We start from the raw sequence: 15333 nt of genomic DNA, 5'->3' as shown, positions 1-15333 counted from the left end.
CAAGCTTGCCTTTTGGTGAAGTGATTTAAGAAGGAACTCGGAATGAAGATCGAAGGTAAGTGCGCGTGCGGCGAGGTTCAATTCGAGCTGAGCGAAAAGCCTGTCATGCTTGGAACCTGCCATTGCTCCAGATGTCGCAAGGCAGGAGCCAGCGCTCTTGCATTCGTTAAAGGCGATACGGTCAGCATCACTGCTGGGCGCGAATTCGTGACCACTTGGAAGGCTGTCGAACCGTATAAGTACGATCGCTTTTTCTGCAGTCGCTGCGGCACATCGCTTGGCGATTTGGGTGGGGAACACGGCACCATCCCGATCAACGCGCATTGCCTTGATAATGACGTTCCCATGGAACATGCCTTCCACGAGTTTGTCAGTGAGAAGCCCAGCTGGCTGATCATTGGCGATGATGCGGCACAGTATCCGAAGCATCCCCCGATGCCAGGAAACGAGCCTTAGCGGTGAGCCAGATAGTGGGGGGTTGGCTCACTTACAGGCTAGTGGCTCACCGTGGGCGCACGTCAGCTTTCCCCAACGTCGCGAATTCATCTTTCCAGAGACCGATTGGAGAAAGGTCTAAGTTCCGCTTTCCACCCCAAAACGACCGTTCAGCGAACGACCCAAGCGCGGACGTTGACGCGCTCATCGCCAAGTGTAAGCCTCGAGCTCAAGGGCAAGCATCAACGTGTGGCTTCTATCGGCGCAACAATTGAAGCGTAAAGCCATGGGAGTTCTACCGAGCAGCTAAGCTTCTATCCTGCGGCGTAAGAATGCAACGCAAATGAGCACGACGTGAAGTAGGTGAATGTTGTGAGCAATTTCAGTGGGTTTAATCGCATGCCGAGTTTCTTGAAGCTACATAGGCTGATTGCTTCACTGCTGTTTGTATCGGTTGTAACCAATGCCAGTCTAGCCAATCATCGCGAAACAATGGCTATCGACCCAACCGATAAAGTAGCGCCAATAGAGAGCCAGCCTAGCATGATGGTTCCCGCTCTTACTCCAGCTTCAGCAACCACCTCGCCTACACCAAACAAAATTCATGCTAGCGATGGTGCTCCAGAGGACTTCTTTGGCTTTAGCGTTGCGATCTTCGGCAATACAGCATTAGTCGGAGCTAATAGAGCCGATGGCGAGAATGGGGACGTGGATACGGGAGCTGCGTATGTTTTCACTCGCTATGGAAACACCTGGCGACAGCAAGCGAAACTTACCGCTCATGACGCCCGGGCTGGTGATACGCTTGGAGGAAGTGTGGCAATTTGGGCCGACACAGCGATTGCCGGTGCTATTGGCGATGACAAGAAGGGAAACAATGCGGGGGCAGTCTACGTCTTCAAGCGCAGGGACGACGCTTGGCAGCAGCAAGCCAAACTCATAGCAGCGGACGGCGATGCCGGGGATGCGTTCGGTCAGAATGTAGCCATTCTTGGCGATACGATTGTAGTTGGCACCCCTCATGACGATGACAAAGGCGATGGCTCTGGGTCCGCTTATGTGTTCAGTCGATATGGAGACAGTTGGAAGCAAGAGGCGAAGCTTACAGCTTCGTATGGATTCGCTGGCGACCTGTTTGGCATAAGCGTTGCGCTCACAAGCGATACGATCTTGGTTGGTGCCGACTTAAACGATGAAAAAGCAACCGATGCAGGTGCCGCTTACATATTTGTTCGAGCTGGGGGGCATTGGGTAGAGCAAGCTAAACTGACGGCTGCGGACGGTGCAGAAACCGATATTTTTGGGGTTCGAGTCGCTCTGTCTGGCGATACGGCACTAGTCTCGGCACGGCGAGATGATGACATCGATATGGGCGTTGATGCGGGCTCCGTTTATGTGTTCACCCGCTCCGGAACGACGTGGCATCAGCAGGCGAAACTGCTCGCTCCGGATGGCAACGTGGATGACAGATTTGGACGCGATGTTGCTCTATATCAAAACACAGCATTGATTGGCGCAATGCATCAGGATGATAGAGGTGATAACTCTGGAGCAGCCTATATTTTCAGGCGCACTGGCACTTCTTGGAAGTTCATAGCTAAGATAACTGCCGGCGACGTTGCACCAGGCGATTTGCTAGGTTGGAGCGTCGCTATGTCGCAAAACAGTGCTCTGATCGCAGCTGCTCGTAGTGATGCTCACGGCAAAGAATCTGGCGCCGCTTACATTTTTGATTTTGATAACAAAGGTTTAGTTTTTGTCCCAAAGTGAATCATCAACAGACTTACACGCAAGAACTAGCTCAGAATCCGACAAAAACCTGATCAAGCCTTTAGGCATCGCGAACGTCCGCTAACCACCCTCAAAGCGGACTACTTGTGGGTTGGACCGATGCGCAAAGAGTGGACGGGCTGCATTGCTGGTCGATCAACCAGCGGCAGACCAGCCGCTAACGACCCCCAACCGGTCACTAAATTCGAATGAGTTCACCCGCCGCCAGGATGTCTGTGGTGGGCGCTTGATGGGGTGCCTCCGCAATGTTCTCATATGTCACCGCGAGTGTCGCTCCAGCCTGCAAGAGTGCCCGTTCTGCATCCGAAATCTCTCTGATTATGATGCCATCGACTTCTAGCATTCCAAGCGAGGTCGGCGCGCCACCCTCGGGCACAACCCATAAGACAGGCGCCCTTCCGTCCCCCAATGCTACAGGATCCACATTTGAAATCTGAACGTTGAGCGTTTCACTGGAAGGGTCGATACGCGTCGTCAGCGCCGGGCCGGTATCACCGCCGTCGAGCACGGCGAAAAGCTGTTGAACATTCTGAGGCTGGTCCGCCGGCACTTGCTCCGGCACCACCAACTCACGGTCGCCCAATTGCATGCCCAGCAGCAGAATCGCCAGAGCACCTGCGAAAAGGATCGATGCTGCGACGAAGCGCTGGCCGAACGATCGAGTTTTCGGGACCGGTGCAGTCCCAATTGCCAAATTGTCTTGTCCCGAAAGGCGTGCGGCGATTGCCGTCCACATCTGCGATGAAGGACTGACCTCCATGAACCTGTAATGCTGCTCGTTGAAGCGCAGATCCCACCACTCGACAAGAGACGCGAAGTCTTCGTCGATCAAACTTAGCCGCTTGGCTCGGACCAAATCTTCGCCTTCGAGAAAACCGACAGCATATTCGGCAGCCAGGACCGTGCGATCAGGGTCCAGTTTCGGTGCGCTAGGCATCGAGACACTCCCTCAACGACAGAAATGCCCGACGCATCCAACCCTTGATCGTGTTGAGCGGCGTATCGACTTGCTTGGCAACCTGAGAATAGCTGAGTCCATCAAAGAAAGCGCGCTGAATGCAGTCCTGGTGACGGCTGTCCAACTCATCGATGCAATCCTCGATGCGCGCCCGCATCTGAGCGTCCTCAATCAACTTATCGCTCAACGGCGCTCGATCAGGAAAATCCGATAGGATGTCGTCTGTAACGGAAGGCAAAACCTTGCGGCGCATTGCGTCGATCGCACTATTGCGCGCGATCGTGGACAGCCAGGTAATCGGACTCGATTTATCCCGGTCGAAGCGACCAGCCCGACGCCAAATTTTGATATACACTTCCTGAAGCACGTCTTCTGCAATCTCCCTATCCTTGGAGATACGCAGGCAAATCCCAAACAGTTTTGAATTCGTCAGCTCAAACACCTCTTTCAGCGCCGTCTGATCGCCTTTTGCCACTTGGCGCATCAAGTCGACCAAGCGCTGCCGCTTCTTGTCTAGACCGTCCTGATCCACCACGGGTCCTCGCTCCCATACTGCTGATACGTGGTTATTGATTATCCGACCGGATGGCCACCCGGTCGGAAACAATTCTGAATTTCTCACAACCGATCCGCGAAACGCCGCGTAGCTTCTTCTGACGAGCAATACTGCCCGTCGGTTCGAGTGGAACAACACGCGGACAGACTATTTCGCAAGAAAGGACGCCTCATGCGGACCAACAAGAAGCGAATATTAGGGGGGGTAGCCTTTGTTGGCGTGGCCGCTCTTTCATTTCACATCGTTGACTTTCCGACCAACGCAGCGGACCATCTCGACCCGCCTCAACGCACCAGCCCGGACGTCGCAGCCATGGCTGACCGTGCTGCCGACATTGCCGACGTTTTCACATTCTTCGACGGAGACACGACGAAGCTAATCGTGACTTTTGCGGGGCCGGTGCCCAGCGATACAGCGCCTACGTTCGATCCGAATGTTCGTTATTATCTGAATGTTTCAACTGGTGAGCCGCGAACGACCAGCGACACTCGTATTCTGATCCAATTCGGTGAAGACGAAACCCAAATGGGCGATCAGTATGGCGTGCGGGTCAGCGGACTTCCCGGCGTGACGGGCGACATTATCGGACCCGTAGAAACCGATCTCGAACAGGAGGGGGTAAAAGTCCGCGCAGGCTTGTTCGATGACCCCTTCTTCTTCGATCTCCAAGGCTTCCAGGAAACCTTGGACACCGGCACGCTGAGTTTTGACAGTAGCCGCGACTTTTTCGCGGGCCAGAATTTGACCGCCGTCGTCATCGAAATTCCCAACGCTGATATTTCGGGTGGCTCCAATAGCATTGATGTCTGGACCGAAACCCTACGCCTCGGAGGAACCAGCTAATGACCGCACGCAAGATCATACTTGGCCTTACACCCGCGCTATTGGCAGTCGCCGTGGCCGGTTGTGAAAACAACAACCAAATGGCCATGGACCCTCCGATCGCCGACGACGGTGACATGGGAGGGGACATGGGCGGCGATATGGCAAGCTTTGATGTGACGCCATGCCTTACGCAGGAAATCCCCGGGACCGGGGTCACGGTTGCGGAAGCGGTCGTCCCCGACACGCTGACGGTAGACTATCGCAGTCCTTCTGGGTTCCCCAACGGTCGCGCACTTGCCGATCCGGTCATCGACGTGACGTTGGCGGTCATCTTCCTCGACCTTGCGACGAATGGGCCCGCCACCCTTGCGGGACTGCCGCTCAATCCGCCGGAAAACGACGTAGCGTTTCGTTCGGACTTTCCGTATCTTGCGGCTGCGCAAGGGACACCGCCAGCCTCCGACACGAGCGGTACCACGTTCACCTTCGAGATGAGCGATGACTCGGCTTATGCGAGGGTCGATCGCATGGGAATGCCTGCCGTCTCAACTGCGCTGATCCCGACAGAAAGCAAGGTGCCCTACAACGATGCTGCGCCGGAGGACGATGCTGACGGTGTGTTCGTCGATGACATCACGATGGTGCTCACCGGCTTGACGGAAGCGCTGGCAGACGACCTCGTCGGAGCTGGCCTTACCCCCTGCGCCACAAGCTCCTGACGACCAGACCTGCTCGCGCTTCCCTCTTGCGCGAGCAGGTCACCTGACTTTCTCCGGAGAAAATCATGACTGAAATTTCGAATAGCGCGATGTGGATATACAGGCTGGTTGCGGTCATGATTATCCTGGCTGCCATCCTGCATTTTGCCAATCGCGAACCAGACGCAACAACGACATTATTGGCGCACGAGTTCAATGCGTCTGATGAAGATTATGCATCTGCGACAAGCATGGTTGAGCAGTCGGTTGAGGATGCTTCGAAACGATCCGATGGATTGCCAGAATCATGGTTGGCCCAAGAGTTTGAGGCGATGGCGCTCCATCGCCGAGCCCAATTGACGGGCAGCTTCGATGACATTCGAGCTGCCGACAAGATTCTCGCCGATGCAAGAGCCAAAGCCCCACAAGGAAGCGGGCCACTTCTGACATCAGCCATGGTTGCCTTTTCAGCCCATCGCAATCCAGAAGCACAGACGCATCTCGATGCGGCAAACAGCGTCGCGGTAAGGCCACGGCGGCTGGATCGGGCAGAAGCTGCGGGACTCCAAGGCGATCTCGCTTTATATCGGGGGGAATATGCCGAAGCGCGAAGCCAGTATGATCGTGCTCACGAGTTGGCCCCCGGACCGTCGATTGCTCTGCGAAGCGCGAATCTTGAGCAGCGTCTGGGCAATTTCGATGGCGGCCTTCGGATATTGGCACAAAGCGTTGCTCAATTTCCCGATATGAGCCCACGCCTTGGCGCCGTTCTCCTTCTTTCAGCGGGCGGCATGGAATTGAAACGTGGCGACTGGGAAAATGCCCGAGCCCTGTTCGAGAAAGCCGAGCAGGTCTTTCCAGGTTACTGGCTCGCTCTAGCGCATATCGCACAGTTGGATGCGGCAGAAGGTGATCTTGAAAACGCAACTCGTCGATACGGGAAGATTCTTGCGGCCAATAACGAGCCCTCGGTGATGCAGGCCTACGCCGCAATGCTCGAAGCCAACGGTCAAGCCGAGATGGCGGCTCGCCTCAATGGGAAGGCGCATGAGATCCTTGAAGCGCGTGCGAACCTCTCTCCCGAAGCCTATGCCGACCACATGTTGGATGCAGCCATCGGGAATGGTGACGTCGAACAAGCACTAAAATTTGCGCGGATCAATCATCAAGCACGACCCTATGGCGATGCCAAAGTGGGAATGGCCCGCGCCTATAATCTGGCGGGGCGTTACGCAGATGCGATCGACACACTGCGCGAAGTAGAGGAAAGCGGCTGGCGGTCGACCGAACAATATCTCGCTTTGGCTGAAAGCTGCGAGGCTTTAGGCATCCAAAGCTGTGCTCGAAAGGCAAAAAGGCAAGCGCAAAATTTCAATAGTATGGCCTTCAATAGCGGTAGCGGCCTACTCGCCTTCGGCAATCATTAGGAGGACATTGTCTCACTGCTCCGTCCCTTCCAACAGTTGGAGCTCGATTGTTGAGACCCAATGTCAGGCCCCCACATCTTTTACGGCTAGGACCTGAACAGCATTCTGAAGCCAAGAGCGGACATCATGCCCTACCGCCTGTGACACAGTTTTCTGGAGCGTGAAATGCAAGCCTGGGCTGTGGTATCTGGCCAATGCGACCGCGCTGACCCGCTATATGCACAAAAGCGTCGATGACAAATTGGGTGAGGCGCTAGAACTACCATCACATCGTCGCGGCAAGGGTTGCCTGATTATCGGCAAGCGTGCGGGGCGGACGCAGAGTTTGGACTAAGAGTCATCCCGTTTCTTCTTTGTCTTGCTGACGCGCTTGTTCCTCCATCCGACGCGTTTGCTCATCGAAATCATCAAGCGCTGTATCCATCCATTCCGGTTTATATATTCCCGCGAACTGAAGGAGCTTCGCGGCGAGACCAGTTGCAATGAACCCAGCGAAGAGAGGACCAACGATGCGCCATAGCGCCGATGAACCCTCAAGTCCGGCATAGGAAGTCATCGCAATCCAAACACCGAATGCGAAGCAGGCTATCAAAACCAGAATCTGAAACCACAGGCTTTTCACGAGCTTGCCACTCCGGTCTGCTCCAGGAGGTCGCTTATCATGCCCGTATATAGCCTGCGAGCGACACGGTTGAGGCCCAGCTTCGCAGCAATGGCACTCGGTACAATGCGGCTCCAATAAAGTTTGACGAGGGCACGGGGCTGTTCCGCCAATCGCGCTGCAATTGCGGGTGCCACGGCATAATAGAGAGCTACATCCTCCAAGCCGCCTTGTTGATGAACAAGCCAATCGTCGCGGAACGCGCGCAATGTTTGCAACTCCCAGCAATCGTCAGCCAAACCAATGCCATCGCAGGCCGCAGACGTAAGAAAACAACCACTAGCTTCTACTTTGCATCGGCCCGCGCGAAACGCACGGAGTAGTCCATCATACTGCTCCACCGCGAAAGAATACTCGCGCTGGATCGGCGAATAGCGGTACTTTACGCTATGTTGCTGGCCGAACTCTGACCAGCTAATCGTAACAAAGAAGGGATTCTCGCTGGCTGAGGCGAGCGACTGCGTGTCGAACTTTAGATCATTTCCGATCCCGTCCATTTCGATTTGCTGACGTGAAACAGTCCTACCACCAACTTCGATTGTGACGGTGGCATCGATTGGATCCATTGAATAGCCGACATCAGGGCCAAACATTTCGGCATGGTCTGCGTACCAGCTATTGCCACTCCGCTTCCAATACATCGTCAAAATTCCATACGGATTTCGACCGCTCAGGGAGGAGTAGGAGCTGCTGGTGCTGACCGCCAAAGGCCTTTGATAAACTTCGACGAAGGAATCGACACCTCCGCTTTCGTTCTCGGCAAGAATGACCGCTCCGTACTCGTCACCCCACTCTTCCATGATGCGGCAATCCGGAAGTTCTTGAGCAGTGACATTCGAAGCCGGCAACACACCAACTAACGTGAGCAATGAGGCTGCCCGCTTGAGCAAAGAGCGTTGAGTTTTTTTCAAGATAAATCCCCTTTCAATTTGAGGTTAGCGTTCGACCCTGCATTCGGCCACCACTTGATATGGGGCGAAAGAAGTTTGTCCGAAAACGTGACAGTCTTACCCGCTATATGCTCAAGAGCGTCGATGGCGAATTGGGTGAGGCTTTGGAGCTGCCACCACATCGTCGCGGCAAGGGTGGCGCGATTATCGGCAAGCGAGCGGGACGGACGAAGAATTTGGAATGAGCAGGTTACGAACCGGCTGGCTTTTCAAGCGGCCTCGTTGGTCTGCGTCATGCCTCAAAGCCGACTGACCGCTACCGACCCCATTGCGGTCATTCATTAACGTTTCGAGGATATACTGAAGCTTCGACGCGACGCGATGGGAGGGAGGTCGAGATACCCCCCTCGGCCTCCCTTTCCTTCCTTTCGGTGACTGGAAGCAAATCGGCCGGACGACGACCCCATTGCGGACGTCGTGCTGGAGTTTGCGTCTATTTCCTTAAATATGCCATTACCCATGCCGATACGTGGGAGTGGGAATATTGAAACGGCTCTTGCTTTCTTCACTGATCTGCACGGGTTGGTGTTGTTCGACACTTGGCGGTGTCGCAGTAGCCGACGAGCAACCTAGTCCCGCAATAAACCTAGCTGAACTCCCGTGCCCGCCGGATCCTGAGTTGGGCCCAAGGGTCGCAGCTGAGCGTTTTCTTTATGCCTTCACCAGACTTGATCAAGAGTGCTTCAATGAGATGTGGGCCGAAGACGCCACGGCATTCCTGCCGCTATTGATCGGTGATGCCGGACCAGGTCGCTTAAATGGTCGCGACGAGATCCTAGCAACTTTCGATAAGTTTTTTGGTGGTCGACAAGCTTCCGAAGACGATGTTTTAGAAATCGATCCGGTTTCACTCCGTGTGGACCATCGCGGAGATGTGGCTATTGTCAGCTTTGTTCTTGGTCCCAATCTCGACAACCGCCGAAGTTTTGTCTTTCGCCGCGAGGCAGATGGTTGGCGAATCTGGCACCATCATGCGTCGTGGTTAGGGGATTTTGAGGCTATCTTAGAAGCGGAGGTTCAAAAGCAAGTCTCTGAAATCACCAACAGAGATTAAGCGGGCTCCGATCTCCTAATGCGGACCAGCAGCCAACGCATCCATTGCGGAAGTGTACCGATTCACCATAAAGTTTGGTTACCTGGGCGGGAGACAGAAAACCATGTCATCGATCGGCCTCATTGCTGCCGCCATGACGATCACATCCGGGCCAGAAGCTATTGCTCGGCCGCAATGGTGGCCTGACAGCGTGCGGGACACCACGGTCGAAACTGGCGTGATCAAGATGCAAGTGTATCGAGCTGGCGACGAAGGCGTTGCAGTCGTCATCATGCAAGACATGCACGACTATTTCGATCCTGCACCGAAGTGGGAAGGTGATATCCAGGAACAGTGGATCGAGCGCGGATCGCGTCATCGCAATTTCGTAGCGACCTTGGCCAAACAGCATCGTGTTTTCGTCCCGATCCGTCGAGGGTATGGTGCCACGGAAGATCCTGGTGTGGGGTATGACGTCGCGACCTATGCCGAAGATGTTTTGGCCATGTTGTCAAAAGAAGGTGTCGAAAGGGCTGTCTTCATAGGACGCAATCCGGCTCAGAATGACATTTATTGGATAGCCGAGCACCACCCTGAACGTATGATTGCGATGGCATTATTCGAACCTACACCTTGGTTGCCTTTCGACTTTGACAATGAAGACGCGTTCGCATTCGCATCTGGTTGGTGGCGCGGCGCCAGAGATATGGGTGCAACGGATGAGAGAATTGATGAATTGACGTTATCTCGGTTTTCCGGGGCCATCCCGCATTTTCTATCGGAGGAAGGCGCGCAGATTGACGTGCCGCTACTTTATCTGTCTTCGCCTCCCAGCTTTGAAGGGGCTTGGATGTGGGCCAACCTTTTTGCGTTCGAGGATGAAGACGCCGACTGTTCTGAAGTTACATCAAATTACCCTTGTAGCGTCTTCGGAGACGCAGATCGGGTAGACCGATTGAGAACTTACTTCGGCTCTCATCCTCACAACGCTCTTGCGGCATCCACACGCGAACGGCTGGAGGCAACATTCAGCGACATGACGGTGGTGCCGTATCCCTTCGGCGATGAATTCCCCTCGGACATCTGGGCCTACTATGGGGAGGTCGTCGAACCATTTCTCGCCCGATTTCGCCAGCGGCAGGAATAGTATCAACACGGGCGAGCTATAGGGCGATAAAAGCTAAGGCTGAGGATAGAAGCGATAAATGTGAACGTCCGCTTTCCACCGTCGTAGCCGCCATTGAACGGACTTAGGCTTCATCCTGAAAGCTGACTGGTCGCTTTGTTCAATCGTTGGCCAAAAGCGGCTGGTCGGCTCACGACCCGATAGCGGACGTATCGGGTCCAGTGCCATAAAGCGCTTTATTCTTGAGGTGGGAAGAAGAGTGCATCGACAGACCGCGTTATCGCGCCTGGGTTTGGCCGAACATAATCCAACTCATGAAGAATGAAGCCCCCGATGCGGCGCAGGAGGGGCTTCTCTACTTTTCGCGGGCTGTGAAAAGCAGGCGGTATAAGGAAGGGGGCGCTCTGCCCCGAGACCCCTTAACAACCGGTCTCGCTCGCTTTCATTTTGAGAGCGCGGGTTCGCTCACATTTGTGAAGCGCCGAGCAATGCGCAGTCGGCGCTATTACATCTTCTGATTGCACACGCCCCCTGCTAGGCTCGGACTATCAAGAATTCCAGAGCTGAAGATCTCAGAGCAGCTGAAGCTGTTTCAGATGCTGAAAGGGATGGGAGCACTTCCCAAGCCAAGAGATGAACGGGACGACGATCTGCGAAGAATGCAAGAGGACCTCGTAGACTTCGTAAGAGAGGCTCACAGATCAGCTAAGGAAATTGGCCTAGGTAGCCGAAAAGAGGGGCGAGAATCGCCAGCTTGAGTGACACTATTTTGGAGAGGTTAAAGAGATCAGGTCTAGCTTTCCCATTTGGAGCACCATGCCGGTGAACGCTGAAAAATCAGCGCGACCTGATCAGATTTAACCTCTTTTCGCTAGTTTGATTTGTGCTGCGCTTTTGACCGGCGGCGATACCACGTGCCACCTTTCCCTCCCCATCAGCGGGTTTTGAAGCAGAGTGGGCTTATCATCATATAAGGGCAGGAAGCATTTATCTCCCCCCCCCATTCCGCGTTGCATCGCACCGTTAACAATTTTGTGACGCTGTTCGGTGCATATTTCATCTTGGAGTACTAAATTTTCGGTGGCCTTGATCAGGCCGCCTTATTATTGTGGGAGCCAGATTAACCGGCCAGTATCTTGCCGGGTGAAAATTAGGTGGGGATTTCTCAGTGATGAAGGCGTTGAAGATCGGATTGGTGCTTGGTTGCACCGCCAGCATGTTGGCTGCACCCGGTTCGGCGCAGGCGCACAACATCACGCGCCCCACTCAGCTCCAGATCGACGAATGCGACCGCATCGAGGAAGAGGATGAGCGCAATCGCGAATGGCACCTCATCTGGGATGAGGAAGTCACCGATTGGGTATGCGTCGTCGAAGCGCCGCGTCGCGGCGCCGCCATCTTCAGCGATCGCACCGGCAAGATCATCGTCGGCGCCGCCTATCTGGCGACGATCGCCACCATTGCAACGCTGCAGAACGACAACCAGCAAGCCCCGATGAGCCGTTAAGGCGGCCCTTGACCGAGAGCCAAAACCCGCGTGACATGGGCTGAACGGTCCAGCGGTCGGGGGAGCGCCATCTTGCCAAGCCTGTCGGATACCCATCGCGCCCGCCTGCGCGCCTCGGGTGATCTCATCGACCAGCTCCTGCTGGCAGCCTTGCTCGGCTTCGCCTTCCTTGCCGGCGGCGGCGGTGATGCCGGCGCAAGCGTCGATCGCCTCCTCATTCCGCTAGCCGTCGGTTCATCGGGCTGGTTTCTCGCTCGCCATTTCACGGGAGCAAGGCTGATTGCGCCGGGCGTATGGCCGTTCGTCGCGCTCATCTCGCTGGTGCTTGCTTCCGCCCTTGTCCAACTCCCCGCGCTCTCGGCGTCATGGTTGGAAGACCTGCGTCCGTGGGCTGCAGCCTCATACAGCCTCGAACTCGCGAAGTTGGACGATGCGACGTTGCGGTGGTCCTTATCTCCCTTCGACACGCTGAGGTTCATGGGCGCGTTTGCCCTGCCTGCCGCCTTGTTGCTTGGCTTCGGAGGCTCGTTGGGCCGGACACCCTATCGCAATGCCCTGCGGCTCGGGCTTATTGCGGCGCTTGCCGGTGCGGCATTGATTTTCCTCCAGAGCCTCGCGCCCGGTCGCGATTTGCTGCACCCGTGGGGCGAGGTTCCCGGAACCGCTGCCGGGCTTTTTGCCAACCCGAATTTTCAGGGCACATTTCTGGCGCTTACCATATTGGTGCTCGGCATGCAGGGCATCATCGCGGGGTTTCCGGGACGCAACATCGCTCTCGTGGGAATGGTGTGCTTTCTCTTCTTGGCCATCGTCCTGACAGATTCGCGCGGCGCCATTGCCATCGGTGTCGTCGCAGTGCTTCTTCTCGCACTATCGGAGGCGCGTCGCCCGAATTTGCTCGCTCGCCGCAAGCTGGTTTTGCCGCTTGTCGCAATGGCCGGAATCGCGATGCTCCTGCTCGCATTTCGTCACCCCTTGGGTCTCGAAAGCGGCATACGAGGCGAAGCCGTGCCCGTACTCGCCGCGATGATCCGCGAATCCTTCCCGCTCGGCGTTGGCTGGGGTGCGTTCGGCCCAGCTTGGGCTCGAGCCGAACCACTTGACCTCGTAACGACCGTCTATTTCAACGAGGCGCATAATGACTGGCTGCAGTGGGTCCTCGAAGGTGGTCTGATTGGATTGCTGGTCCTTGCGGCATTTCTTTGGCTGGTCGTACGCTCGATCCGTAAGCGGCCAGACAAAGCCGAACGTGCCTTCCTGCCCGTCGCCATGCTGGTCCTGATCGCGGCGCAATCGGTCGTCGATTTCCCGCTGCGGACCGATGCGGTGGCGGCGCTCTGCGTATTGGCGCTGATCGGATTAATCGCACCATGGGAACAACGGCGTTCGAAGCCCCAACGCAAGACGGCGCATATGGTGATTGCCGGGGTTGCCGGCCTTGGCGTGATCGCGCTGATGCCAGCGGCGTACAAAATGGCCAGTGCCGATGCCGCCTACCAGAATGGCCAATGGACGCGCGCATCCGCGCTCTCGCCGCTGCACGGCGATGCGCTGGCCCGCCACGCTCTCGTGCTCAGCCAGGACAATCGCCGCGACGAAGCGGTCGAAGCGGCGCAGCAATCCCTCCGTGCTACCCCGCTCAATGCGATCGCCCTCGCCGTCATCGCGCAGAATTATCGTGAAAACTCACTCGAGCCCGACGAGGAAGATGCGGCGATGCGCTTTGCCGCCTCGCTCGATTGGCGTCCCGAGTTCATTCAATATGCGGCGCTGCAACTCGCGTTGATCGACGAGGATACTGAGAGCGCTGTCGATCATGCCGAGGCGATGATGCGCGCCTATCCAGCCACATTCTTCGGTCGACAGGCGACCTTCGTCGCCTCGCTGGATCCCGAATTCCGCGCCGAAATGGTGAGCCGACTTGAACCGGGCAGCAATGCGCGACGCTGGCTCTATCTCAACCCGCCGCTCACCGACGTGCAGATAGACGGCATGTTGGCGCTCAGCGACGAACTCGCAGCACGGCAAGGGCCGATCACGCCTGACGAACAGGGGCAGATCCTCTATCAGTTGACCCGCGGTGGCCGCGAGGCCGCTGCCAACGGACGTCACGCCACCTTGTTTGCGCTGGACGACTGGCAGCACCGCCTCTTCCCCGAAGTCGACACACTCGCTTGGCGCTATGAGGCCGCCAACGGGCTGCTTGCCCGGCCCGTGCGAAACTCGATCCGGCTGGAAGCGGGGGCCGGCATCGCTGCGCCGCTCGCCCGACGCACGACGGTGTTCGAACCGGGTCGCTATGAAGTCATGCTGGGTGGCGAAGTGGACGGCGGCGCCGATGCTGCACGCCTTGCCCTCTATTGTCCAGGCGAGACCGAAGCTCGGGCCGTCCTGCGCGCGGGCCGGTCCGGCGTAAATGCAGTTTTCGGCCCCGAACCGGTCACAATTCTGCTCGATTGTGCAGTGCAAGAGTGGCGGCTAGAGAGTGACGGGACAGCCACGGTCGATCTGCGAATTGACGATTGGCGCGTCGAACAGCTTTCCGATCCGACTAATTAGAGTTAACGGCTTGGAAACCATTCTTCTTTTAGAACAAATCAGTGGGATCGGTCTTCGAGCCACTGAAGAGGTGCCAAGGGGCTGCACAGGCCCGGGGCGGGGATGACGATGAACTTCAAGACTATCGCAACGATCATGCTGGCAATCTGCCTGGCAGCCTGTGGCGGCACGCCGCGCCTGTCGAGCCAGTCCACCGCCGTTACCGTCACCGACGAGCTGCCCGCGCCCGATGTCAGCGAAACCGCCGTCGACCTTACCGAATATCGCATCGGGCCGACCGACGAAATCAGCGTTTCGGTCTTCAATGCCGACGAATTGAACCGCGAAGCCGTGATCGATGCGTCGGGCCAGTTCGCCATGCCGCTGATCGGTGTCGTGCAGGCTGGGGGCAAGACGCCCAGCGAACTCTCCACCGAAATCGCCGACAAGTTGCGCGGTCGCTTCATCAAGGATCCGCAGGTCGTCGTGAACCTGACCGAAGTGCGCGCCAACGTCGTCACCGTTGACGGCGCGGTCACGCAACCCGGCATCTATCCGGTCATCGGCAACATGACCCTGCTGCGCGCCATCGCGACGGCCCGCGGAGCGAGCACCGTGGCCGACGAGACCAACGTCGTCGTCTTCCGTACCGTGAATGGCGAGAAGATGGCCGCCATGTTCAACCTCAACGATATTCGCGGCGGTCGCGTCGCCGACCCGCGCGTCTATGGCAACGACCTCGTCGTCGTCGGTGAAAGCGGGACCCGTCGCTTCCTGCGCGACACGGGCGGCGGCAGCATTCTCGGCCGTTTCATTCCGGTGCTCTGA

14 protein-coding genes are annotated in these 15333 nt (G+C 56.6%); 10 read left to right on the top strand and 4 right to left on the bottom strand.

The features are described from left to right. The first annotated feature begins 42 nt into the window (after positions 1 to 42). A complete protein-coding gene (locus NDO55_RS02330; protein WP_252112053.1) occupies positions 43 to 456 on the top strand; it encodes a GFA family protein in 414 nt (137 codons plus the stop codon). 378 nt (positions 457 to 834) lie between these two features. After that, entirely contained in the window at positions 835 to 2205 is a 1371-nt protein-coding gene (locus NDO55_RS02325) for an FG-GAP repeat protein (RefSeq protein ID WP_252112051.1), read from the top strand. Positions 2206 to 2404: 199 nt separating this feature from the next. Here NDO55_RS02325 and NDO55_RS02320 read toward each other — a convergent pair whose 3' ends face one another. Continuing rightward, entirely contained in the window at positions 2405 to 3163 is a 759-nt protein-coding gene (locus NDO55_RS02320) for an anti-sigma factor (RefSeq protein ID WP_252112049.1), read from the bottom strand. Continuing rightward, entirely contained in the window at positions 3156 to 3716 is a 561-nt protein-coding gene (locus tag NDO55_RS02315) for a sigma-70 family RNA polymerase sigma factor (protein ID WP_252112047.1), read from the bottom strand. Before NDO55_RS02315 ends, NDO55_RS02320 begins: the two co-directional genes overlap by 8 nt. A gap of 195 nt (positions 3717 to 3911) precedes the next feature. On the opposite strand from NDO55_RS02315, the gene NDO55_RS02310 reads away from it, so the two are divergent. The 3 genes from NDO55_RS02310 to NDO55_RS02300 all read left to right on the top strand — a co-directional run bounded on the left by NDO55_RS02310 (position 3912) and on the right by NDO55_RS02300 (position 6690). Beyond that, entirely contained in the window at positions 3912 to 4583 is a 672-nt protein-coding gene (locus tag NDO55_RS02310) for a DUF4331 family protein (protein ID WP_252112045.1), read from the top strand. Continuing rightward, positions 4583 to 5284: a DUF4331 family protein gene (locus NDO55_RS02305; protein WP_252112043.1), complete on the top strand. Its 702-nt coding sequence runs from the start codon at positions 4583 to 4585 to the stop codon at positions 5282 to 5284. The genes NDO55_RS02310 and NDO55_RS02305 overlap by 1 nt, the downstream gene beginning before the upstream one ends. 65 nt (positions 5285 to 5349) lie before the next feature. Beyond that, entirely contained in the window at positions 5350 to 6690 is a 1341-nt protein-coding gene (locus NDO55_RS02300) for a tetratricopeptide repeat protein (RefSeq protein ID WP_252112041.1), read from the top strand. A gap of 337 nt (positions 6691 to 7027) precedes the next feature. Here NDO55_RS02300 and NDO55_RS02295 read toward each other — a convergent pair whose 3' ends face one another. Both NDO55_RS02295 and NDO55_RS02290 read right to left on the bottom strand, forming a co-directional pair. Continuing rightward, positions 7028 to 7312, bottom strand: coding sequence for a hypothetical protein (locus NDO55_RS02295; protein WP_252112039.1), 285 nt, complete (start codon positions 7310 to 7312; stop codon positions 7028 to 7030). Continuing rightward, positions 7309 to 8262 carry a CFI-box-CTERM domain-containing protein gene (locus tag NDO55_RS02290; RefSeq protein WP_252112038.1) on the bottom strand — a complete coding sequence of 318 codons (954 nt, stop codon included), beginning with the start codon at positions 8260 to 8262 and terminating at the stop codon, positions 7309 to 7311. The genes NDO55_RS02295 and NDO55_RS02290 overlap by 4 nt, the downstream gene beginning before the upstream one ends. A gap of 508 nt (positions 8263 to 8770) precedes the next feature. Between NDO55_RS02290 and NDO55_RS02285 the strand changes: the two genes are divergently transcribed. The 5 genes from NDO55_RS02285 (at position 8771) to NDO55_RS02265 (ending at position 15333) form a co-directional block, all read left to right on the top strand. Further along, a complete protein-coding gene (locus tag NDO55_RS02285) occupies positions 8771 to 9355 on the top strand; it encodes a YybH family protein (protein ID WP_341869961.1) in 585 nt (194 codons plus the stop codon). A gap of 103 nt (positions 9356 to 9458) precedes the next feature. Beyond that, positions 9459 to 10481, top strand: coding sequence for an alpha/beta fold hydrolase (locus tag NDO55_RS02280; protein ID WP_252112034.1), 1023 nt, complete (start codon positions 9459 to 9461; stop codon positions 10479 to 10481). Positions 10482 to 11631: 1150 nt separating this feature from the next. Next, positions 11632 to 11967, top strand: a complete 336-nt coding sequence (locus NDO55_RS02275; protein WP_252112032.1) for a hypothetical protein — start codon at positions 11632 to 11634, stop codon at positions 11965 to 11967. A gap of 72 nt (positions 11968 to 12039) precedes the next feature. Further along, entirely contained in the window at positions 12040 to 14526 is a 2487-nt protein-coding gene (locus NDO55_RS02270) for an O-antigen ligase family protein (RefSeq protein WP_252112030.1), read from the top strand. A 108-nt stretch (positions 14527 to 14634) separates the two neighbouring features. Then, positions 14635 to 15333, top strand: coding sequence for a polysaccharide biosynthesis/export family protein (locus NDO55_RS02265; RefSeq protein WP_252112028.1), 699 nt, complete (start codon positions 14635 to 14637; stop codon positions 15331 to 15333).

Origin of the sequence: Sphingomicrobium sediminis (genome assembly GCF_023805295.1) — a bacterium.
GTDB classification, from domain to species: Bacteria; Pseudomonadota; Alphaproteobacteria; order Sphingomonadales; family Sphingomonadaceae; genus Sphingomicrobium; species Sphingomicrobium sediminis.
This window is presented reverse-complemented; position numbering and strand designations above follow the sequence as displayed.

Excerpts from the sequence above, each read along its gene's own strand:
- NDO55_RS02305 (WP_252112043.1), top strand. The coding sequence starts at position 4,583 with ATGACCGCACGCAAGATCATACTTGGCCTTACACCCGCGCTATTGGCA.
- NDO55_RS02280 (WP_252112034.1), top strand. The coding sequence starts at position 9,459 with ATGTCATCGATCGGCCTCATTGCTGCCGCCATGACGATCACATCCGGG.
- NDO55_RS02265 (WP_252112028.1), top strand. The coding sequence starts at position 14,635 with ATGAACTTCAAGACTATCGCAACGATCATGCTGGCAATCTGCCTGGCA.
- NDO55_RS02275 (WP_252112032.1), top strand. The coding sequence starts at position 11,632 with ATGAAGGCGTTGAAGATCGGATTGGTGCTTGGTTGCACCGCCAGCATG.
- NDO55_RS02320 (WP_252112049.1), bottom strand. The coding sequence starts at position 3,163 with ATGCCTAGCGCACCGAAACTGGACCCTGATCGCACGGTCCTGGCTGCC.
- NDO55_RS02310 (WP_252112045.1), top strand. The coding sequence starts at position 3,912 with ATGCGGACCAACAAGAAGCGAATATTAGGGGGGGTAGCCTTTGTTGGC.
- NDO55_RS02325 (WP_252112051.1), top strand. The coding sequence starts at position 835 with ATGCCGAGTTTCTTGAAGCTACATAGGCTGATTGCTTCACTGCTGTTT.
- NDO55_RS02300 (WP_252112041.1), top strand. The coding sequence starts at position 5,350 with ATGACTGAAATTTCGAATAGCGCGATGTGGATATACAGGCTGGTTGCG.
- NDO55_RS02330 (WP_252112053.1), top strand. The coding sequence starts at position 43 with ATGAAGATCGAAGGTAAGTGCGCGTGCGGCGAGGTTCAATTCGAGCTG.